This window comes from Oceanobacillus massiliensis str. N'diop, assembly GCF_000285495.1.
GTDB lineage: Bacteria > Bacillota > Bacilli > Bacillales > Amphibacillaceae > Oceanobacillus > Oceanobacillus massiliensis.
This window is the reverse complement of sequence record NZ_HE610980.1, coordinates 68098-88930: the sequence shown is the minus strand read 5'-3', so window position 1 is coordinate 88930 and position 20833 is coordinate 68098. Positions and strand designations below refer to the sequence as shown.

At 41.3% G+C, this 20833-nt stretch carries 23 protein-coding genes and 1 other annotated feature; of the genes, 13 read left to right on the top strand and 10 right to left on the bottom strand.

Going from position 1 to position 20833, the window contains the following annotated elements; translation table 11 throughout:
* Positions 1 to 73: 73 nt before the first annotated feature.
* From hisB to hisZ, 4 genes are read right to left on the bottom strand one after another with little or no spacing between them, the layout of a single operon-like run.
* The gene (gene hisB, locus OMHG_RS15605) at positions 74 to 658 is read right to left on the bottom strand and encodes an imidazoleglycerol-phosphate dehydratase HisB (RefSeq protein ID WP_010651827.1); all 585 of its coding nucleotides are present in this window, start codon (positions 656 to 658) and stop codon (positions 74 to 76) included.
* Entirely contained in the window at positions 651 to 1940 is a 1290-nt protein-coding gene (gene hisD / locus OMHG_RS15600; RefSeq protein ID WP_010651826.1) for a histidinol dehydrogenase, read from the bottom strand. The genes hisB and hisD overlap by 8 nt, the downstream gene beginning before the upstream one ends.
* A 6-nt stretch (positions 1941 to 1946) precedes the next feature.
* A complete protein-coding gene (hisG, locus tag OMHG_RS15595) occupies positions 1947 to 2573 on the bottom strand; it encodes an ATP phosphoribosyltransferase (RefSeq protein ID WP_010651825.1) in 627 nt (208 codons plus the stop codon).
* On the bottom strand, positions 2574 to 3827 hold the full coding sequence (gene hisZ, locus OMHG_RS15590; RefSeq protein WP_010651824.1) for an ATP phosphoribosyltransferase regulatory subunit: 1254 nt from the start codon (positions 3825 to 3827) through the stop codon (positions 2574 to 2576).
* 113 nt (positions 3828 to 3940) lie between these two features.
* Between hisZ and OMHG_RS15585 the strand changes: the two genes are divergently transcribed.
* The 4 genes from OMHG_RS15585 (at position 3941) to murB (ending at position 7076) form a co-directional block, all read left to right on the top strand.
* A complete protein-coding gene (locus OMHG_RS15585; RefSeq protein WP_010651823.1) occupies positions 3941 to 4747 on the top strand; it encodes a histidinol-phosphatase HisJ family protein in 807 nt (268 codons plus the stop codon).
* Between the two features lie 197 nt (positions 4748 to 4944).
* Complete coding sequence (locus OMHG_RS18620; protein WP_010651822.1) at positions 4945 to 5151, top strand: hypothetical protein; 207 nt, start codon at positions 4945 to 4947, stop codon at positions 5149 to 5151.
* Between the two features lie 149 nt (positions 5152 to 5300).
* Positions 5301 to 6113 (top strand): alpha/beta fold hydrolase, encoded by an 813-nt coding sequence (locus OMHG_RS15575; RefSeq protein ID WP_010651821.1) that lies wholly within the window; start codon positions 5301 to 5303, stop codon positions 6111 to 6113.
* Positions 6114 to 6152: 39 nt separating this feature from the next.
* Positions 6153 to 7076 carry a UDP-N-acetylmuramate dehydrogenase gene (murB, locus tag OMHG_RS15570; RefSeq protein ID WP_010651820.1) on the top strand — a complete coding sequence of 308 codons (924 nt, stop codon included), beginning with the start codon at positions 6153 to 6155 and terminating at the stop codon, positions 7074 to 7076.
* Between the two features lie 136 nt (positions 7077 to 7212).
* Here murB and ehuA read toward each other — a convergent pair whose 3' ends face one another.
* From ehuA to ehuB, 4 genes are all read right to left on the bottom strand, one after another.
* Complete coding sequence (ehuA, locus tag OMHG_RS15565; protein WP_010651819.1) at positions 7213 to 7983, bottom strand: ectoine/hydroxyectoine ABC transporter ATP-binding protein EhuA; 771 nt, start codon at positions 7981 to 7983, stop codon at positions 7213 to 7215.
* Positions 7983 to 8702, bottom strand: coding sequence for an ectoine/hydroxyectoine ABC transporter permease subunit EhuD (gene ehuD, locus OMHG_RS15560; protein ID WP_010651818.1), 720 nt, complete (start codon positions 8700 to 8702; stop codon positions 7983 to 7985). Before ehuD ends, ehuA begins: the two co-directional genes overlap by 1 nt.
* Complete coding sequence (locus tag OMHG_RS15555) at positions 8702 to 9361, bottom strand: amino acid ABC transporter permease (RefSeq protein WP_010651817.1); 660 nt, start codon at positions 9359 to 9361, stop codon at positions 8702 to 8704. Before OMHG_RS15555 ends, ehuD begins: the two co-directional genes overlap by 1 nt.
* 283 nt (positions 9362 to 9644) lie before the next feature.
* A complete protein-coding gene (gene ehuB / locus OMHG_RS15550) occupies positions 9645 to 10541 on the bottom strand; it encodes an ectoine/hydroxyectoine ABC transporter substrate-binding protein EhuB (protein ID WP_010651816.1) in 897 nt (298 codons plus the stop codon).
* Positions 10542 to 10937: 396 nt separating this feature from the next.
* On the opposite strand from ehuB, the gene ytzI reads away from it, so the two are divergent.
* Complete coding sequence (ytzI, locus tag OMHG_RS18065) at positions 10938 to 11105, top strand: YtzI protein (RefSeq protein WP_010651815.1); 168 nt, start codon at positions 10938 to 10940, stop codon at positions 11103 to 11105.
* A 135-nt stretch (positions 11106 to 11240) separates the two neighbouring features.
* Here ytzI and OMHG_RS15545 read toward each other — a convergent pair whose 3' ends face one another.
* A complete protein-coding gene (locus OMHG_RS15545) occupies positions 11241 to 12218 on the bottom strand; it encodes a ring-cleaving dioxygenase (RefSeq protein ID WP_010651814.1) in 978 nt (325 codons plus the stop codon).
* Between the two features lie 72 nt (positions 12219 to 12290).
* Positions 12291 to 12860: a M15 family metallopeptidase gene (locus OMHG_RS15540; protein ID WP_010651813.1), complete on the bottom strand. Its 570-nt coding sequence runs from the start codon at positions 12858 to 12860 to the stop codon at positions 12291 to 12293.
* Between the two features lie 347 nt (positions 12861 to 13207).
* Here OMHG_RS15540 and OMHG_RS15535 point away from each other — a divergent pair, with 347 nt between their 5' ends.
* From OMHG_RS15535 to OMHG_RS15500, 8 genes are all read left to right on the top strand, one after another.
* Positions 13208 to 13831, top strand: a complete 624-nt coding sequence (locus OMHG_RS15535) for a glycerol-3-phosphate acyltransferase (protein WP_010651812.1) — start codon at positions 13208 to 13210, stop codon at positions 13829 to 13831.
* 189 nt (positions 13832 to 14020) lie between these two features.
* Complete coding sequence (locus OMHG_RS15530; protein ID WP_010651811.1) at positions 14021 to 14506, top strand: DUF456 domain-containing protein; 486 nt, start codon at positions 14021 to 14023, stop codon at positions 14504 to 14506.
* A gap of 156 nt (positions 14507 to 14662) precedes the next feature.
* On the top strand, positions 14663 to 15214 hold the full coding sequence (locus OMHG_RS15525; protein ID WP_010651810.1) for a cysteine hydrolase family protein: 552 nt from the start codon (positions 14663 to 14665) through the stop codon (positions 15212 to 15214).
* A 157-nt stretch (positions 15215 to 15371) separates the two neighbouring features.
* Positions 15372 to 15593, top strand: a binding site (T-box leader).
* A gap of 64 nt (positions 15594 to 15657) precedes the next feature.
* Positions 15658 to 17097, top strand: a complete 1440-nt coding sequence (proS, locus tag OMHG_RS15520; RefSeq protein WP_010651809.1) for a proline--tRNA ligase — start codon at positions 15658 to 15660, stop codon at positions 17095 to 17097.
* A gap of 192 nt (positions 17098 to 17289) precedes the next feature.
* Positions 17290 to 18456, top strand: a complete 1167-nt coding sequence (locus OMHG_RS15515) for a M20 family metallopeptidase (protein ID WP_010651808.1) — start codon at positions 17290 to 17292, stop codon at positions 18454 to 18456.
* 88 nt (positions 18457 to 18544) lie between these two features.
* Positions 18545 to 19327, top strand: a complete 783-nt coding sequence (locus OMHG_RS15510) for a transporter substrate-binding domain-containing protein (RefSeq protein ID WP_010651807.1) — start codon at positions 18545 to 18547, stop codon at positions 19325 to 19327.
* A 34-nt stretch (positions 19328 to 19361) separates the two neighbouring features.
* Positions 19362 to 20021 carry an amino acid ABC transporter permease gene (locus OMHG_RS15505; RefSeq protein WP_010651806.1) on the top strand — a complete coding sequence of 220 codons (660 nt, stop codon included), beginning with the start codon at positions 19362 to 19364 and terminating at the stop codon, positions 20019 to 20021.
* A complete protein-coding gene (locus tag OMHG_RS15500) occupies positions 20014 to 20736 on the top strand; it encodes an amino acid ABC transporter ATP-binding protein (protein WP_010651805.1) in 723 nt (240 codons plus the stop codon). Before OMHG_RS15505 ends, OMHG_RS15500 begins: the two co-directional genes overlap by 8 nt.
* Positions 20737 to 20833 lie beyond the last annotated feature (97 nt).

The window sequence follows — 20833 nt, the reverse complement described above, 5'->3', positions numbered from 1 at the left end:
CCTTTCCGGTTTCCGGTATTTATTATTCGATATTGTGATAGAGCAGCATTTCGTTTCGATGTCCCACCGTTTTTTATAAACTTCCTTTAGTGGAAGGAATGCCTTTTATCCTTGGGTTCTTTTGTGTTGCCTGATCCAAGGCGCGGCCAAATCCTTTAAATATGGATTCAATCATGTGGTGGGTGTTACTTCCATATGCAAGATTGATATGAAGGGTCACCTTGGCATTGCTTGCAAAAGCCTGGAAAAATTCTTCTACCAGTTCTGTATCGAAGCTGCCAACCTTATCCTTTAATCCCTCTACATTATATACAAAGTATGGCCGGCCGCTTATATCGAGCGAAACGGTCGATAGTGCCTCATCCATTGGTGTTGTCACGGTTGAATATCGGCTAATCCCTTCTTTATTGCCTAAAGCTTCAAGAAAAGTTTGGCCTAGTGCAATTCCTATATCTTCTACGGTATGATGCTGATCGACCTCCAAATCTCCATCACATGTTACCGTTAAATCAAAGAGGCCGTGTTTAGTCATCAGTGTTAACATATGGTCGAGGAAGCCTACACCTGTATGGATAGAAGAAGTACCTGTTCCATCTATATTAAAGTCCAAAGCTATCGAAGTTTCATTCGTCTTTCTTTTGACGCTTGCATTACGCATTTGGCTCACCCTTTCTGATGCGAATGGAATTCGCGTGTGCGCTTAATCCTTCCACGTTTGCGATGGTAATAATAGAGTCAGCTGCCTGTTGAATTGCTTCTTTGGAATAGCTGATAATACTCGATTTTTTCATGAAATCATAGACACCAAGCGGTGAAGCAAATTTGGCGGTACCGTTTGTTGGTAAAGTATGGTTCGGACCCGCATAGTAATCTCCCAAAGGCTCAGGTGAATAATTCCCGAGGAAGATGGCACCGGCATTTTTGATATACTGCAGCTTCTCAGAGGCATTTTCAATCATCAGTTGTAAGTGCTCTGGTGCAATTTCATTAACGAGTGCAAAGGCTTCTGTTAAATCTGCAGCAACGATGATAGTGCCATTTTGTGTGATGGACCGTTCGATAATTTCTTTTCGTTCCAGACGTGCTGTTTGCTTTTCGATTTCTTTCTTAATCTGTTCTGCAGCATTCTTGCTGATCGTTATGCAGATCGCACTTGCAGATTCATCATGCTCTGCCTGAGAAAGTAAATCTGCTGCCACATAACTTGCTGGTGCTGTTTCATCTGCAACGACGCAGATTTCGCTTGGGCCTGCAATCATATCGATTGCTACATCGCCATAAACCCATTTTTTTGCACGGGCTACGAAGGCATTTCCAGGTCCGACGATTTTGGCAACTTTCTCAATTGTTTCTGTTCCGTATGCCAATGCAGCGATTGCCTGTGCCCCACCCACCTTATAAATGGTAGAGATTTCAGCAACCTGGGCAGCAGCCAGTACATATGGATTGATCTTGCCGTTTGGCTGTGGGGGTGTGGTCAAAACGATTCTATCGACACCGGCCAGCTTAGCGGGAATCACGTCCATCAGCACGGTTGAAGGATAGGCAGCCTTTCCGCCTGGGATATAAACGCCAACCTTCTCCAACGGGGTGACCTTTTGGCCAAGCATAATCCCCGGCTCCTTATTCATAAACCATGAATATTCCTTCTGTGCCATGTGGAAAGCTTCGATGTTTTCCTTTGCCTGCCTTAAGGCAGTAAGGAATTCTGGTTCAACGAGCTGCTGTGCCTCCGCAAATTCTTCTTCTGTAACAATAAGAGAATCCAATTTTGCCTGATCGAATTTTTCAGTATAACTGAATAATGCTTTATCGCCAATGTTCCGTACCTGTCTAATAATTTCCAGTACCGTTTGATCAAGCTCCTGTTCATTACTGGATATGGAATCTTGGCTAGCCTCCAAATCCTTCACAAATTGTTCTGCTGTTAATAGTTTCATTATGAATCACTCCAAAGTGGATTTTAATAGATTGATAAATTGCTGCACTTCTGCTGATTTTGTGGCAAAGCTTGCCTTATTTACGATTAATCTGGTACTGATCGTTTCAATGTCTTCGATAACGACCAGGCCGTTTTCTTTTAAAGTGCTGCCGGTTTCTACGATATCCACAATATAATCTGCCAGTCCGATAAGTGGGGCAAGTTCGACGGATCCATTCAGTTTTACCGTTTCAATCGATTGTCCCTTTTTTGCAAAATGGTTTTTGGCGATGTTAGGATATTTTGTTGCTATCGTCAGTTGCTGTCCTTGATCGGAAATATGGTCTTTTTTTCCTGCAACAGCGAATTTGCATTTCCCAATTTTTAAGTCTAGTAATTCATATACATCTGCCTGAGACTCCAGAATATTGTCTTTACCGACAATGCCAATGTCTGCGGCGCCTTTTTCTACGTAGGTTGGGACATCGAGAGCCTTTACGAAAATTAGTTTAATGGATTGATCATCATTATAGAAAACGAGCTTCCTGCTTTTTTCATGGAAATCATTAAACTGGATGCCTGCTTTCTTTAAAAGGTCGATTGTGCTTTTGGCTGGACGTCCTTTTGCCAGTGCGAGTGTTATGCTTTGCAATTAAAAATCCTCCCTATTGGCCAGAATTAGTGATGTGAGTTCCTTTGTATCAGAAAACATTCGTGCTGTATTATTCCTGCCGGCAAATAAATTCTGCTCTTTTTCAAACCTGGCGATACATGCGGCAGGAATAGGTTTCGGACTAATGGACGCTTCGGCAAAGGTGAGAACCTGATAATCATTATTTCGAAGTTTGTATGCCGCAATTAAGGCTTCTCTTTGTTTTTCCTTTGTATAATAAATGATAATGTCTACGGATTGGCTGGAAGGTTCAGAAAGACCTTGCTGGCGTATAGCCTGAAGCAGATAGTCCACTTCAAAGGCAAAGCCGATGGCCGGCATTGCATGATTGAACTGCTCTCCTAAATGGTCATAGCGGCCACCCATAAGTACAGGCTGGCCGACTTTGCCAACGAATCCTTGGAAGATAACCCCTGTGTAATAATCCATATTGTTTATTAAACCAAGATTAAAGATGACATCATCATTTACGCCGTAATCTTTTAATACCTCATATACGTCAATTAAATTATGGAGAACGTGCTGCATTTTACTGCTGCGGATTATTTTCTCTGCCTGCTGGATCACTGTTGCAGGCTCTCCATATAACATTGGTATTGTTTCGATTGCTGACTTCCATTCACTATCAATGGACAGGCCATCAAGGAAAATCTCAATTTCAGCCATATTTTTTGATTGAATGAGATTTTGCAGGAGCTCCAATTCCTGTTCCGTCAAGGAGGCTTGCTGAATCAAATCCTTAAAAAACCCGGCATGGCCAATCTCTATTTTGAAATTTTTAAATCCTAAGTCTTTTAATGTATGGATTGCCAGCATAATTACTTCAGAATCGATTTCAGGCGTATTTTCCCCGAAGAACTCGACCCCCGCCTGTGTGCTTTCTTTTTGATTAGGAGTCCCTCCTGTTTGGCGGAAGACATCAAGCACATAGAATAGGCGCTGGTTTAAGGCGTTGGAATTCTGATTGGCAGCTGTTATCCTAGTAATAGGAATTGTTACATCAGGACGTAAAACAAGGACTTTGCCGGATGTATCAATTACCTTAACCATTTCATCTTTATTTATAGTTCCGGTAATATCGGAATACATATCATAAAATTCAAGCGTGGAAGTGCGTACTTGTTTATATCCATAGGTGGTAAAGCGTTTTTTTAAAGTGGTGATTAAATCATCTCTCATTTGAAAGTCTTCTACATTTTTGTTCCTGCTCAATTCAGTCCTATTTCTTTTCAATTGAAAAACTCCCTTTTAAAGCTCTTTATCACTTTATCACTTTAACTAATTAAAGTTATATAGTATTATAATAATGATATAGAATAAAGTCAACCAATAGGGGAGCGGATAGTATGTTTGATTATCATATTCACAGTGATTTTTCTGCCGATTGCAACACTACCATGGAGACGACAATTGAAAAGGCAATAGCGATGGGGCTAGAGGAAATCTGTTTTACCGAACATATTGACTACGATTATCCGGATAAGAACTGGATCTTTGAATTTGATTTAAGTCAATATGATAAAAAGATAAAAGAAATGCAGCATACCTATATGAATCAAATCCGGATTAAAAAAGGTGTGGAAATTGGGCTGCAGCCGCATCTGCTGTCAAGATACGAATCATTGATGAAAACAGAAGACTTTGACTTCGTTATTTGTTCCATGCATTCAACAGACGGAAAGGACCTGCATTCAGGGGAATTTTTTGAGGGGCGGACTGTAGAAGAAGCGTATGGCACCTATTATCAGGAACTGTATGAATGCATAAAGGAATACAAAGGATTTAGTATCCTGGGGCATATTGATCTTGTTAAGCGATACTCAAAGGAAAAGAGCAAGGAGAGCTTCCATGGTATTATTGGGGATATATTTAAGGAAATCATACCAGCCGGAAAGGGTATTGAACTGAATACATCGGGCTTCAGATATGGCCTGGATAATGGTATGCCCAGCAAAGACATTCTGGAGCTTTATAAAAATTGCGGTGGAGAAATCATTACCCTTGGTTCGGATTCCCATGTGGAGACAACCCTTGGCTATCGGTTCAAAGATTCGCTGGATCTGTTACAGTCGGCTGGATTCCGTTATATTGCAACATATGAAAATGGAGAGCCGGCATTCCATAAAATAGACAGCCTTTTGCAGGGAAAATAACAGGCAGAGAAAATAATAGGCTGTTTTCTCAAAGTTTGTTGTTTTTACATAAAATATATAAAATGCGACGTAACTTGATGATGAGCTTATCTCCACTCCGGAAATACACTTCGCTTTCCCGCTGGAGTCTCCGTGTATTTCCTCCGTTGTGATTTGGCTTTCTGAATCAAATTACTGATATTCGATTATTAGGCTGATTGATTGGAGCGCAGGGCAGTCGACTCCAGCGGGAAAAGCAACAGCTGAAGATCCCGCAAGAAGCCGTTTTTGCTTCTGAGGAAGCTGAAGCGTTGCCCGCGGAAAGCGACTGTCCGGAGCGCAAATCGGCCGTTGCTGTTACGTCGCTGTTTTTATCAAATACAGAGTTAGAAATAACAACAATACTTACGAAAAGAGCCAAATAATAATAAGAAATTTATATGAATTTTTTTGTTATTCACCTTTAAGAAGAATCTTCCGATGGTATAATAGAGACATATCAAATAATTATTTTCACATCGTTTATCTATTATAGAAAACACCGCGGAAATATAACATAAATGAGGGAAGATTTTTGACGAATAAGCTGATGATAAAGATTTCTGCTGCTCTGCTGCTGGCTTTAGGAATTATTACGATACTCTCTGTTCCAAATAAGGCGAAATCAGAACACTATACCGCTGAACCGACTGTATTTATCCATGGATATAAGGGAACAGCGAATTCATTTCGCCATATGCTCGACAGGTTTGAAAATGAATATAAATGGGGAAAAAAAGGATTTGTTTACTTTGTTTCCAAAGAGGGACAAATTCGCGATTATAACTTGAGTAAAGGGAAGTACGCTCCTACGTTCATCCAAATTGTTCTGGAAGACAATCGTGCAAGCTTTGCAGATAGTTCCGAATGGATTTCATCTGTACTTCTTCATATGAAGGAAAAATACCATATTGATTCCGTCAACCTTGTGGGACATTCCATGGGGGGAATAATGGCGGTCAAATATGCTATGGAGAGTGAGAAAAACGGCTATCCAAAAGTAAATAAACTCATAACGATTGGAAGCCCATTTGATGGGATCTACAGTGAAGAATACTTTCAGATCCATAAAGATCCAGCTGCAGCGGACCTAAAACCCGATTCATTGGCGCTTCAGCTGCTCAGAAAAAGTCCGTTCCCCGATGACATTGAAGTGTTAAGCATCGGAAGTACAGGAGATATTGTTGCACTCCCAGAAAGCGTCCAGTCTTTACGAAACATTATACCGAATGATAACTATCATGAGATCATGATTGAGGATGACTCGCTTGGACATAGCGGTCTCCACGAAAATAAAGAAGTAGACAAAATGATACATTCTTTTTTGTGGCAAGATACTGGGCAATAACTTACAATGAATAGAGATAATTTTAAAGGAATGATATGCGTGACAGAAAATCATCATATGTACGAAAAATTAATTAAACTAACATCTGAGCGTAATGTGATGGTAAATGAACTCCTAAGGAATCATACGTATACCCGTTTAGGAGGGAAGGCGGATTTCTATGTGGTGCCAGAAACTTATGAACAGGTACAGGAAATCATAAAGCTTGCCAATCAGGAAGCAATTGCCTTTACGATGCTTGGCAACGGATCTAACTTAATCGTAAAAGATGGCGGCATCCGCGGCATTGTTTTGAATTTGCAAAAGCTCTCAGACATAAGTACAGACGGCAATAGGCTTATTGCTCAAAGCGGAGCGCGGATTATTGATGTTTCAAGAGAAGCTTTAAGCCAAGGTCTGACTGGACTGGAGTTTGCATGCGGAATCCCGGGGTCTGTCGGTGGAGCGCTATTTATGAATGCAGGTGCCTATGGCGGCGAGATTAAAGATGTCCTGACAAGTGCAGTAGTGGCAAACAGAGAAGGGGAGATACTGACACTTACTGCTGAACAGCTGGATTTGGATTATCGAACCAGCAATATTCCAGATAATGGCTATATTGTGCTTGAGGCAACATTTACCCTAAGGCAGGGAGAACATGAGGCCATTAAGGAAATCATGGATGATTTGACTAATCGCCGGGAAACAAAACAGCCACTGGAATATCCTTCATGTGGGAGTGTCTTCAAGCGACCACCAGGCTATTTTGCCGGTAAGCTGATTCAGGACAGCGACCTGCAGGGTAAACAGATAGGTGGAGCCCAGGTTTCTCTAAAACATGCAGGCTTTATCGTCAATAAGGATAACGCGACAGCGAAGGAATATATTGACCTGATTCATTTTGTACAGTCTACAGTAAAGCAGAAATTCGATGTGAAATTGGAACGGGAAGTTAAAATAATTGGTGAGGATTTAGTGAAATAGCTGATTAGCTGTGAACATCATATGTGTTCGCAGCTTTTTTATTGCCCTATTGGATACAGTGGAATTGTCGGGGAACTTGAATGAGCGCTTGAGAAGAGAAACAGGACTCCCACTCGGTGGGAGTCCTGCAATAAAGCTATCTTCTGAATCTGTGCAGGAATTCCTGCAGGCGTTCATCTGTCGAATGCTCGATAACCTGACTGGCTGTTCCCTGTTCTGCGATAACACCTTCATCAAGGAATAGAACTTTATCCGCTATATCCAGTGCAAAGTCCATTTCATGGGTAACAAGCACCATTGCCATGTCATCGTGTTTGGCAATATCGCGGATTACCTCAAGGACTTCTCCAACAAGCTCTGGGTCCAGTGCGGAGGTTACTTCATCAAACAGCATAATCTTTGGACGCATGACCAAGGCACGGGCCATCGCCACACGCTGCTTCTGTCCGCCCGAAAGCTGGCTTGGATAATTATCTAACTTATCACCAAGCCCGACTCGCTCAAGCATTTGAATGGAACGATCGCGGACATCAGCTTTGTTTTCCTTTTTAACATGGATAGGTGCAGTCATGCAGTTTTCCAGGATAGACATATGCGGAAAGAGATTGAAGTGCTGGAACACCATCCCGATATCTCCGCGGACCTGTCTTAAATGCTTCTCATTCGCCTTCACCATTTGGCCATTCTTATCCATCTTCCACAAGTTTGTCCCATCGACGATAATATCTCCGGAAGTCGGTTCCTCCAGCGTCATCAGCATCCTTATAATCGTTGTCTTCCCGGAACCACTCGGACCGATGACTGCTACTTTTTCGGCCGGATGAATATCTAAATCGATTCCTTTTAAAACATTCACATCTCCAAACGATTTATGTACATTCTGGAATTTTACAATTGGTTCAGACATTACATGATTGCTCCTTTTTTATCGCTTTTTACAATCGCATTTTTGTCAAAGCGAGTATTCATTTTTACTTCAAGCTTTTTAATCAGGATTGCGGATGGGTAGCTTAATAATAAGAAAATAATTCCGACAATGGTTAATGGCTCCAAATATGACCAATTTTGAGCGCCATAGCTGTTTGCCATAAACATTATACCAGCGACACTTATGGTAGAGGCAAGCGGAACTTCTTTAAACATAATAATAAAGTAGTTTCCCAGCATTGGAATGGTTGGGGGCACAGCCTGCGGTAAAATAATCTTCTTCCATTTGTCGACCGTCGTAAAGTTTAATGCCCTCGAGGCCTCCCATTGCCCTTTATCGACGCTTTCGATGCCTGATCGATAGATTTCTCCAATATATGTACTGAAATGCACACCAAGTCCAATCACCGCACTTGTGAATGGGCTTAAAGTAAGTCCAATGCCAGGTATCATTGGAAATGCATAGTAGATAAAGAATAATTGGACGAGTGGGGGAGTCGATCGGATAAATTCCATAACCCATGTAATGATCCAGTTAAAAGCTTTATTAGGCACTCTCCGTAGAAATGTCCAGACAAAGCCAAATAGAAGAGCAAACAAATAACAAGTTATAGTCAGGCCAACAGTAATGCCCAAGCCTTGAAGAACGATAGGGAGTGCTTCAAAAAACGTATCCCAGCTCCAGTAAGTAGTATTCATTAACTAGCCACTCCTTTCTTAGAAATGCTTTCACCTTTTCTTGTCAGCCAGATTAATGGAAGGGCAAGAATAAAGTAGAAAACAAGTACTAATAGGTATACGACAGGTGCTTGAGAAAGACTGGAACTCCTAATAATATCTCCATAATATAAAATATCGTTCAATCCAATCAGCGATACCAACGATGTCCCTTTTAACATTTGGATGGTATAATTTCCGAACTCAGGCAGCATCATGCGAATAGCCTGCGGGAAAATGATCAGCCGCATTCTTTGAAAACGGGACATATTTAGGGCTGTTGCGGCTTCGGTTTGACCTTTCGCAACAGAAAGGATTGATCCACGGACCACCTCTGACAGGTATGCTCCATAGTTCAGGCCAATTGCAATGACTCCAATCCACCAATTGGAGCCGAGGCGAATATCGAAAAGCATCGGGATTGCATAATAGAGCCAGAACAACTGAACAATTAGAGAGGTCCCGCGAAAAATTTCAACATAAAGACCTGTGAATTTACGTAAGAAAATATTTGAAGAAAGTCGGCTTAAACCTGCAATGAATGCCATCAGGTAAGCAAAGGCTGCTGATGCGAGCAGGACAGAAACAGTGATTACAAGCCCTCTGGCAAGTTGTGGGAAAATCTCCATTATCGCATTCATCGTAACCACTCCTTTATCGTTTTATTGCTTTCCATGCGTTGTTTACGGAAACATAGTGTTTTAGTATTGTGGATTAAACTCAGGATGCTTGCTGGCAGTAACCATTTTTTAGGGAGCAATCTTCCAGTAAAGCGGTTCGCATATAAGCAAACCAATTAAATTAAACTATAATAATATGTAAACAAGGTCTTCCCAGGAAAAAACATAGGGTCAGTCCCCTGGGTGAGGGAACCGACCCTATGGAGTTATTGCTTCCTATGATCCTGAGGCTGCAAATTTTCGGTTATAAAGCTTCCCCGCTGCAAAGTGCTTCAGTTGTTACTGCATCAACGGGAACAAAATTCGTTTCACCGTTAAAGCCATTTTCTTCTAGTAATTCGGATATTGTTCCATCTTCTTTTAACTCCGCTAATTTTTCATTATAAGCATCGCGTAATTCGGTATTTTCCAAGCTGAACGCTGCACCACCATAGCTTGGTACGCCTTCTATGTCAGGCTGCTCGAATGATTCAACAAATTCTAATGCATCTGTATCAGCTGACTCCAGTGCCATTTTAACGGTCATTTCAGTACCAGTTGTAACATTGGCACGTCCGGATTGTACAGCTGAGAATGTTGCAGGAATATCGGGTGCAGTCTGGATCTGATCTTCACTCACACCTTCTGATTTTAAAAATTCAATTTCGGTCGCACCTTCCATTACGACAACAGTAACGTCCGGATTATTGGCAATATCTTCATAGCTTTCAATCCCGAGTGGATTTCCGGCCTCGACTATCAGCCCTTCACCGTACTGCATCGTAGGTTCACTGAAGGCTGCATTTTCACAGCGATCCGGGTTTATTGCCATACCAGCAGTTATAACGTCAAACTGCCCTGCTTGGACACCGGGAATCAGTTGCCCCCATTCGGATAATTGTGAATCCATCTCATCAATTCCAAGTTCAGCAAACACGGCTTTGGCGATATCTACGGATGCTCCTTTCAGCTCCCCGTCTTCTTCATAAGCGTATGGTGCTTCATTGGCAAATCCAATTGTAACCGATCCATCTTCCTGTAATTGCTCCAATGTGCTTCCGCTGCCTTCATCTTCACCACTTGCAGTATCGTCTGATCCACCACAAGCTGTTAGCAACATCAAGAATGAAGCCAATAATAGTACGTACAATAATTTCTTCAAGTCTAAAAGACCTCCCTGTTTTTAGATAAGTAGTCGTGATTATTTTTTCTGTTTAGTGACTTTTTACTGGGTATATATCACTGTGTGCTGGCGAAAAAAAGAGAATGGCAGAAATGGGGGCAGCATTCATATTTATAATGGTATAGATATATAACCCCACATTCAAACATTGTATATTTTGATAATTTGTAATTTGCCTGCAAATCAAGCGTTTAGGAAGGAGGAGCTTGTGGATACTGAAACATCCTCTAGAATAATACTGAATACGCTATATTAATCAGATTTCAATGAAAAATATTGGGATTGAATCAGTATTATTAAACTATTGAAATGGATGCAGTTGTAGTTTAATCTGTAACTATCAGATTTGCTGCAGAACGAGGTGAAGTATAAAGAATGGCAACATATATAACTGTAGGTATTGCATCCATTATAGTCGTCGGGCTAGTTGTGCTGCTATCGCTTACCACATTATCAAAGGGATATAGTTATAAACATTCGGTTGATCCTTTGCCAGAGGATGATAAGGAAGATGATAAGGAAGAGGACAGGAAGAATCAATAGAATAATGTGTACGGCGTACAATCACAAATCCAGCTTTGCGTTTCCTGTGGCGTGAATCAGCTATTGAGCTAGTCAAGCAGTTTGCCAGCAACAATCATTCAGAAAATAGGATACAAAAAAGATCGCACATTAAAATTAGTGCGAACTTTTTGTATCCAGTGGCCTGAGTTTAGATTCAATCTTTGTTCGTTGACTTTCAATATATGGAGGCAATGCGAGTGATTCTCCCAGATGATCAAAATCTTCGTCTGTGGCAAATCCCGGTCCGTCAGTTGCAAGTTCAAATAAAATCCCATTCGGGTCTCTGAAATAGAGCGATTTAAAATAATACCGTTCAACCATACCTGAATTAGGCAGTTGAATATCTTCCAGTCTATTTTTCCACTTCGTCAATTCCTCTTTGTCTTCAACCCGAAATGCAACATGATGTACACTTCCCCGTCCTGGTCTTTCCTGAGGGAGATCCTTCCTTGCTTCCAGATGGATCTCTGCACCAGTTCCTCCTGCGCCTGTTGAAAATACAATTATATCCGGCTGGCCATCGATGTTGGAAGGATAACTGCCAACTTGTTTGAGTGTCAGAAGCTTCGTTAAAATTTCTACAGTGGGGTCTGGATTCCGTACCGTTAATCTAGAGGGACCAAGTCCAATAATACCTTTATCCGCGGGCACTGGGCTCTGGTCCCAGACTTTTCCGCCGGGTACACCGGTATTATTCTCATCAGAGATAAGGAGCAATCGCTGTTTTTCATGATCACGAAAATGAATCACTTTGCGTTCTCCCTGGATGGAAATTCCATCATGATCTACTTCATATTCTGTCAGCCGGGAATTCCAATATTCAAGCGCTGCATCATTTGGAACACGAAGTGAAGTAGCGGAAATACTGCCGGTCCCAGGATATGTATTCCCCGCATTTGGTATCTCGAAGAAAGTCAAGTCTGTTCCGGGATTCCCCTTTTCATCTGCATAGAATAGATGATAGACGGAAGTGTCATCCTGATTAACTGTTTTTTTGACGAGACGCATACCGAGAACTTCTGTATAAAACTGATAATTCTTTTTAGCATCTGCGGTAATGGCAGATACATGGTGAATTCCTTTAATCTCCACGAGCATTCCTCCTATAGGATCGAAATATCTTTTATTAAATATAGACTTATTTATCATACAAGTCCAAAATGGTTATTCCTTGGAAGCTTTATCTGCAGGCCGGTAGCCATGTTGAAGCTGATCGATGTGAAGACCGAAAGTCATCTGCAGATGAGGGTAATCTTTGAAACTGTTCCAGTCTCCCCCCCATTCAAAACCTAATTCCTTTCCTATTTCAGCAACTTCAAACCAGTCCGATTCGCCATTTTCATTCCCATCATAATGGATATCCCAGGTGATTTCTCCTGAACTCTTTTCGATAGCATAGTCAATTGCCAGTCCATAATTATGATAAGACTCTCCGGCTTCTGCATTTGTTACAATGTTTCCTTCAGTGGATCTTCCCTGTTTGTATAATTGATTCTGCCTTTCGAAGGACCGGGTCTCTGCCGTAATAATAACCGCAATATCCTTTTCGGCAGCTCTTTCCACTAATGCATGCTTACTCTCTTCCACCAATGGATGAACTTCTGTTGGTATTGGAGCATCTTCGCCTAAATATAAATAGCGCTCATCCTGCTGCCGGTTATAAACGAAAAATAGAATGGCCAGAAATAATATAATCACTATCCAAGTTGTTAAAATGCCAGTAAAACCTTTCATGGAAGCTTTTCTCCTAAAAATAGATATATTATTATAATAACAGATATGATTGCAGGATGTGCTTTAGGTATTTACAATGAAAAGTGACTTGCATGGCTTGAGAGGGATTTTAAGATGAAGCAGCAAAGAAAAAACAAACATATAGTAATTTTATATTACGTTACGCATTAATATTATTTTGACAAACTGTGCGAAAAGACCTGAGGATGCAGAAGGGATGCAATGGTACTGGCAATATGTCATAAACAGCAGCTTTTGAAAATGGATAAGCTGCCGGGCGGGTTAATCGAACAGTAATCATTGTTAACAGTTGTATAATATACTTTTATTAGGGAGGAGGGGGAGGCGTGTATTACCTTGTTTCAATTTTGATCGGGTATCTATTCGGTTGTATGCACGGATCACATCTGGTGGGGAAACTAAAGAACATAGACATTAAAAATTCCGGCGTTAAAAATGCAGGTGCTTCCAATGCGACCATTCTGCTTGGCTGGAAATATGGAATTTTGGTCGCGTTAATCGATATTTTTAAGGCAACATTAGCAATTTTACTGGTGTTATTCATAATTAGTGAAGCCGGTTTTAGCAGCAGTCAACAGAAGTTAATGGTATATATTACTGCATTATTTGTTATTATAGGTCATAACTATCCAGTAACGATGAAGTTCAGCGGCGGCAAAGGTACGGCATCACTTGTTGGCGTACTGCTTGCAATTGACTGGAAGGTTGCCGTCATAGGAATTGGAATCCTGCTGGTATTTTCCCTTGCAACGGATTATCTCGTTGTAGGTGTTTTATGCATGTATCTTTCGTTTCTGGTGACGACCTATATGTTTTTCGGAGTCGGCCCAGCATCAATTGTTGTTGTGCTGTCGCTACTAAGCATCATGAAGCATCTGGAAAACTATAAACGAATATGGAAGAAAGAGGAGACGAAGCTATCCAGCATGTTTTTCAATAAATCTGCTTAAACTTGGGCTGTTTCAACGATTGCCGTTTTGGAAACGATAAAGGAAGAGCGATGGCGATGCAGGCTGTATGTGCAGCAAGGCTCTGTGGCAGCTGCTTTCAAGAGTCAACGGGAAGTGTCGTATATTTCCATATTGGGTTTCTGCAAATAAAAAATACCGATATATTTAATGGATTGATTGGAGGACATTATGTTAGACGTTATTATTTGGATTGTGATTGTGGCCATGTTTATTTTGAGTTTCATAGGAATACTGTTCCCGATTGTTCCATCCGTTCTCGTATTGTGGGTAGGATTTTTGCTCTATCAATTTGTGCTGGATGGAAATGAACTCAATACATTATTCTGGATCATTATGGTTTTATTCACCATCCTTCTCATTGCGGCAGACCTTATCGCGAACAGTTATTTTGTTAAAAAATACGGCGGAAGCAAATGGGGCGAACGGGGAGCTGCAATAGCCGTTATCCTCGGCTCGTTTATTACACCGCCATTTGGAATTATCTACGTTCCTTTTATCGTAGTCTTTATTATAGAAATGATACAGAAAAGGACTGCCGGAGAAGCTCTGCGTGCATCATTCGGTTCACTGCTGGGATTTCTTGGGGGCACATTCGCAAAGATAGCTATTCAGGCCGTTATGATTATTTGGTTTTTTGTACTGATGTTATTTTAGGCACATTCATCCAGACAGTGAAAACGCTTTTGCCGTATTCATATCTCTTGTGGTGGACAGGGATATGCAATTGTTTCGGTATAGCAGCAGTAAGCTAAGAATGTTTATTCCGCGAATTGCGAACTGAACTATCACTATAAAAAGGGGGAACTGTATATGACAAATCGGGCATTGATCAATGTGGATTATACGTATGATTTTGTAGCAGATGAAGGGAAACTGACCACTGGAAAACCTGGACAGGCAATTGAAAAAAGGATTGTTGAGCTTACGAAGGAATTTTCAGCCGGCGGAGATTATGTGGTCTTTGCAATTGATGCGCATAACGAAGGGGATAAGCATCACCCGGAATCAAGGCTGTTCCCGCCCCATAATATTGTTGGAACTGCTGGACGCCAGCTGTACGGGGAATTAGCCGAATTGTATGCAACGATTAGCCAAAGTGAAAATGTCTATTATTTCGATAAAACAAGATATAGTGCCTTCGCTGGAACCGATTTGGAAATCAAGCTGCGTGAACGGGGAATAGGGGAAGTGCATCTAATTGGAGTGTGCACTGATATTTGTATCCTTCATACCGCAGTAGATGCCTATAATAAAGGATTTAAAATCGTGGTTCACCAAGATGCGGTTGCGAGCTTTAATCAGGCTGGCCATGAATGGGCATTAGGGCACTTTAAGAATTCTCTTGGAGCAAAAGTGGTTTGATGATAAAATCCAGGAGCGCAGGACCAAGGACAATGACTATGGGGGTCCAACTTCACCGATTATCCGATTTTCAAATGAAGATCTAAGCCGAGTGCCTAAAGAGATATAGGGGGAACTTGACTTTATAAATTAGAGCCTATATATTTAATATGAAATACACGAAACGTTGAAGAGGATTAGTACATTTAATTGTCTTTTTAAGAGAGGAAATGGCTGCTGAAAATTTCCAAAGACATGGATTGGAACCTGCCTCCTGAGTTCGCCGCTGGAAGGCTATGCGCTTTTAAGGTGTGCGCGGTTAATAACCGTTATCAAGCTAAGTGTGCAATGCCTTTCTTATTGCAAACAAGGGTGGTACCACCAGACCTCGGTCCCTTTTTCGGATGGAGGATTTTTTGTGTCTTTTAAGGCTTTCCTAATATAAATTGAATGAGGTGTTCATTTTGGGTAAGAAAAACAAACAATTTGTTGAAAAAATAACGGCTATGGAAGAGGACTTTGCACAATGGTATACAGACGTTGTAAAGCAGGCAGAGCTGGTTGATTATGGACAGGTCCGCGGAACGATGATTATCAAGCCTTATGGCTACGCAATTTGGGAAAATATCAAAGATCAGCTGGACCGTAAGATTAAGGAAACGGGACATTCCAATGTGGCATTTCCAATGTTTATTCCTGAAAGCCTTCTGCAAAAGGAGAAGGACCATGTCGTAGGCTTTGCGCCAGAAGTTGCATGGGTAACCCATGGCGGTGATGATGAGCTGACAGAGCGAATCGCTGTCCGCCCAACCTCTGAAGTGCTTTTCTGTGATTACTATTCTAAAAATATTCATTCGTACCGCGATTTGCCTAAGCTTTATAATCAATGGGCAAATGTTGTCCGCTGGGAAAAGACGACTCGTCCATTTTTACGTTCATCTGAATTCCACTGGCAGGAAGGCCATACAGCGCATGCGACAGATGAGGATGCATCACAGGAAACGGATAGAATGCTCGGTGTCTATGCAGACTTAGTGGAAAACTACCTTGCTGTACCGGTGCTGAAAGGCCGTAAGACAGACAAAGAAAAATTCGCAGGCGCAAAATATACACTGACGATTGAGAGCCTGATGCATGACGGAAAAGCATTGCAATCTGGTACGTCCCATCATTTTGGTTCAGGATTTGCAGAAGCATTTGATATTACGTATTTGGATGAAAATAGCGAGAGCCAATTTGTCCATCAAACATCATGGGGACTATCTACACGTATTATGGGTGCATTAATCATGGTACACGGGGATAACCGCGGCTTGGTCGTTCCACCGCGCATCGCGCCTACACAAGCAATGATTGTTCCGATTGCACAGCATAAAGAGGGCGTATTGGATAAAGCCTATGCATTGCGAGATCAGTTGAAGGACATAGTGCGGGTTGATATTGATGGCAGTGATAAGATGCCTGGCTGGAAATTCAATGAGTATGAAATGAAAGGGATCCCTGTACGAATTGAAATGGGACCAAAGGATATTGAAAAGGAACAGGTTGTCCTGGTTCGCCGTGATACAGGCGATAAAGAATTTGTTGCATTAAGCGAATTGAATGATCGCCTGCCCGTCTTATTGGAAGAAATTCAATCCAATTTATATGCAAAGGCATTGGAGCACCGGAATGAAATGACAACCGTGGCAACCAATATGGAAGAATTCAAACAAACGCTTGATCAAAAAGGCGGATTTATTAAAGCGATGTGGTGTGGAGACGCTGCTTGCGAAGAAAAGATTAAAGAAGAAACGACAGCAACCTCCCGCTGTATTCCATTTGAACAGGAAAAAGTTGCTGATAAATGTGTATGCTGCGGAAAAGAAGCAAAAGAAATGGTTTATTGGGCAAAAGCCTATTGATAATCTAGAATGATGAGCACTTGCGCTTTGCGGTGCTCTTTTTCTTTACCTTTTTTAATTTAGGTACTGTAATCCTTTTCCGATAATTAGTCAGAAAATACTATCTTATTTTTAGGTATTGCCTAAATTAGTAAATTCGTGCTATAAATATACATACAAACTAATAAATATACATAAATGATGGAGGAAATGATGAAAAATCTATTGGATAAAGAGATAGAAAAGATTATTCAAAGTCTCTGGGATATGAGTGATCATTTATATGAGAATCCTGAACTTGGGAATCAGGAATATCAGTCCATGCAGTTACTCGCTGATTTTCTTAAAGAGCATGATTTCGTGGTAGAGACGGGGACGGTTGATCTTCCGACAGCTTTTAAAGCTGAGTATAACAGCGGGAAGCCCGGTCCGAGAATTGCTTATTTAGCAGAATATGATGCATTGCCAGGAGTTGGTCATGGCTGTGGTCATAATTTAATAGGAACAATGAGTACAGGCGCTGGCGTGGCACTTAGTAAACTAGTAAATGAGACTGGAGGGAGTATCGTGGTACTCGGGACTCCTGCAGAAGAGACCAATGGTGCTAAGGTGGCAATGAGTGAACAGGGAACATTCTCTGACATTGATGCAGCCATGATTGTTCATCCAGGAGATGTTTCCTATGAAAGTGGTGAGTCCCTCGCGATGGATGCCATTCAGTTCAGCTACTCGGGAAAATCTGCACATGCTGCTGCGTCTCCGGAAAAAGGCATTAATGCACTGGATAGTGTTATTCAACTATTTAATGGCATTAATGCACTTAGACAGCATGTAACATCTGACGTTAGAATTCATGGAGTTATTCCAGAGGGCGGACAAGCCGCTAATGTAGTCCCCGACAAAGCTATTGCACAATTTTACGTTAGGGCAAAAAACCGGAGTTATCTGGATGAAGTGGTTCGTAAGGTGAAGCAAATTGCTGAAGGAGCGGCATTGATGACGGGTGCTTCACTGGAAATCTCCAATTATGAATTAAGCTATGACAATATGATTACCAACGAGGCATTATCGAAGAAATTTACCGAGAATCTAAAGAAAACGAGCTCTTATCCTGTGCTGCCTGCAAAGGATTCATACGGCTCGATTGATATGGGCAATGTTAGTCAGGTCGTTCCTGCCATTCACCCATACATCGGAATGAATAAGCCAGGTCTAATCCCTCATACAAAGGAATTTGCCGATCAGACCATTACCGGAGATGGCCACCAGGCACTTCGGGACGGAGCATTATCATTAGCCATGACAGGCTATGACATTTTAACAGACGCTGATTTATTGAGAACAATTCAAGAAGAATTCGAGATAAATAGAATGAAATAAAAAAATTATATATTAAACCGTCAAATAATGATAAAATAAACCATAATTAAAACAAATATTCTGATTAATGACAAAAGGGGAGAGAAAGATGAAAAATTTATTTGGTAAGCTAGCAGTAGGAATATTACTGATCACTTTTTTGGTGGCATGCGGGGAAAGCGGAACAGAAACAGACACGAATTCAGAAGGATCAGGAGAAAAAGAAGTATTAACTATGGGAACATCAGCAGATTTTCCACCGTTTGAATCACGTGATACGGAAGGTAATTTTGAAGGGTTTGACATTGAACTCGCTCAACTGATTGCTGATGAATTGGGTTATGAACTGCAAATTGAAGATATGAGTTTTGATGGGCTGATTGCAGCGCTGCAGGCTGAGCGTGTTGATATGGTAATGTCCGGGATGAGTGCTACGGAAGACCGCAAGAAAAACGTCGATTTCTCCACAGAATATAATCGCTCGGGAGAAATGTTTGTAACAAGGGCAGAAGAACCGATTGAAGCACTTGAAGATCTTGAAGGAAAGATTGTAGGTGTCCAGCTTGGAACAATCCAGGAAGAAGGGGCAGATACCTTAAGTGAAGAATATGGTTTCGAAGTGAAGAAAGTGGATGATGCAGGAATATTGGTACAGGAAATGAAATCCAACCGTATCGATGTCATGTATATGGATAAAGAAGTGGCCGCTGGATATATAGAATCCCAAGGTTTTGTAGGGTTTGATGATCCGACAACTGTATCGCCGGGAATGGCTGCTGCATTTCCTAAGGGAAGCGAAATGGTGGAAGATGTGAATGCGGCGCTTGAGGAGCTTGAATCAAACGGTAAATTAGACGAACTGAAAGAAAAATGGTTAACCGAGTCAGAATAAAAAAATTGCATCAGGAGAAACGGGGTGAAAGGGCATGAATTTGGATTTTAGCCAAATCGTGCCTTATATTCCTTTTATATTGGAAGGAATAGGGTCAACATTAAAATTTGTAATTGTATCGATTGTGATAGGTTTCATTCTAGGGACATTATTGGCATTGTGCAAAATTACCAAGGCGCCACTATTGAAGTGGCTAGCCGACGCATATACATCGATTTTCAGAGGTACACCGCTAATCCTGCAATTAATGATCATTTATTTTGCGGTACCACAGCTGACTGGATATGATATATCGCCATTCCTGTCTGCTGTGCTGGCATTTGGATTAAATTCTGCTGCCTATGTGTCTGAAATTATCCGTGCGGGTATTATGGCGGTGGACAGTGGGCAAACGGAAGCTGCAGAAGCGCTGGGAGTTCCATATCGTTCCATGATGCTGAATATCATCCTTCCGCAGGCATTTAAAAACATACTTCCTGCATTGATGAATGAGTTTATAACATTGACAAAGGAATCGGCAATCGTATCGACAATCGGTTATCTGGATCTGATGCGCCGTGCGCAGATTACGGGCGCTAATTTATACAGCAATTTCGAACCACTCCTATTTGCAGCACTGATTTATTGGGTGATGGTGTTCATACTCACTAAAATTGGTGCACTTGTCGAAAGGAGGATGAGACAGAGTGATTAAGGCATCGAATATAACCAAGGTGTTTGGAAAGAATGAGGTTCTTAAAAATATCTCCACAACCATCAATAAGGGAGAGGTTGTAACCGTGATTGGGCCATCCGGGTCCGGGAAATCCACTTTCCTGCGCTGCTTGAATCTTCTGGAGCAGCCAACCACAGGAGATATCTATATAGAAGATGTGAAAATTACGGACGGCAAAGTGAATAAATTGGAAATCAGGAAGAATATTGGGATGGTTTTTCAGCATTTCCACCTTTTTCCCCATATGACTGTATTGGAAAATGTTATATATGCTCCCCAAAAAGTAAAAAAGGAAGCAAAAGAGACAGCAGTGGAAAATGGCAAGCGGCTCCTTGCTAAGGTTGGATTGACTGATAAGGAAAATGCTTATCCAAATCGGTTGTCCGGTGGCCAAAAGCAGCGAGTTGCCATCGCCAGAGCGCTTGCAATGGAACCGGATATCATGCTCTTTGATGAGCCTACATCGGCCCTGGATCCTGAGATGGTAAAAGAAGTACTGGATGTGATGAAGGACCTGGTCGATACCGGAATGACAATGATCATTGTTACGCATGAAATGAACTTTGCCAAAGAGGTTGCCGATAAGGTGCTATTCTTAGATGATGGTGTTTTGCTGGAGGAAGGCAATCCTAAGGAATTCTTCACAGAACCGAAGACGGAAAGGGCAAAGGATTTCTTGAATAAAGTATTATAGATGAAAGCTGTTGTTTATATAAACTGCAAAAAATATATCAGGAAATTTAAGGATATATCAGTAATCAACCATTATTTTCTAAATATCCCGCCTTCTG

Excerpts from the sequence above, each read along its gene's own strand:
- hisB (WP_010651827.1), bottom strand. The coding sequence starts at position 658 with ATGCGTAATGCAAGCGTCAAAAGAAAGACGAATGAAACTTCGATAGCT.
- hisD (WP_010651826.1), bottom strand. The coding sequence starts at position 1,940 with ATGAAACTATTAACAGCAGAACAATTTGTGAAGGATTTGGAGGCTAGC.
- OMHG_RS15585 (WP_010651823.1), top strand. The coding sequence starts at position 3,941 with ATGTTTGATTATCATATTCACAGTGATTTTTCTGCCGATTGCAACACT.
- ehuA (WP_010651819.1), bottom strand. The coding sequence starts at position 7,983 with ATGTCTGAACCAATTGTAAAATTCCAGAATGTACATAAATCGTTTGGA.
- ehuD (WP_010651818.1), bottom strand. The coding sequence starts at position 8,702 with ATGAATACTACTTACTGGAGCTGGGATACGTTTTTTGAAGCACTCCCT.
- OMHG_RS15555 (WP_010651817.1), bottom strand. The coding sequence starts at position 9,361 with ATGAATGCGATAATGGAGATTTTCCCACAACTTGCCAGAGGGCTTGTA.
- ytzI (WP_010651815.1), top strand. The coding sequence starts at position 10,938 with ATGGCAACATATATAACTGTAGGTATTGCATCCATTATAGTCGTCGGG.
- OMHG_RS15540 (WP_010651813.1), bottom strand. The coding sequence starts at position 12,860 with ATGAAAGGTTTTACTGGCATTTTAACAACTTGGATAGTGATTATATTA.
- OMHG_RS15530 (WP_010651811.1), top strand. The coding sequence starts at position 14,021 with ATGTTAGACGTTATTATTTGGATTGTGATTGTGGCCATGTTTATTTTG.
- OMHG_RS15525 (WP_010651810.1), top strand. The coding sequence starts at position 14,663 with ATGACAAATCGGGCATTGATCAATGTGGATTATACGTATGATTTTGTA.
- OMHG_RS15515 (WP_010651808.1), top strand. The coding sequence starts at position 17,290 with ATGAAAAATCTATTGGATAAAGAGATAGAAAAGATTATTCAAAGTCTC.
- OMHG_RS15510 (WP_010651807.1), top strand. The coding sequence starts at position 18,545 with ATGAAAAATTTATTTGGTAAGCTAGCAGTAGGAATATTACTGATCACT.
- OMHG_RS15505 (WP_010651806.1), top strand. The coding sequence starts at position 19,362 with ATGAATTTGGATTTTAGCCAAATCGTGCCTTATATTCCTTTTATATTG.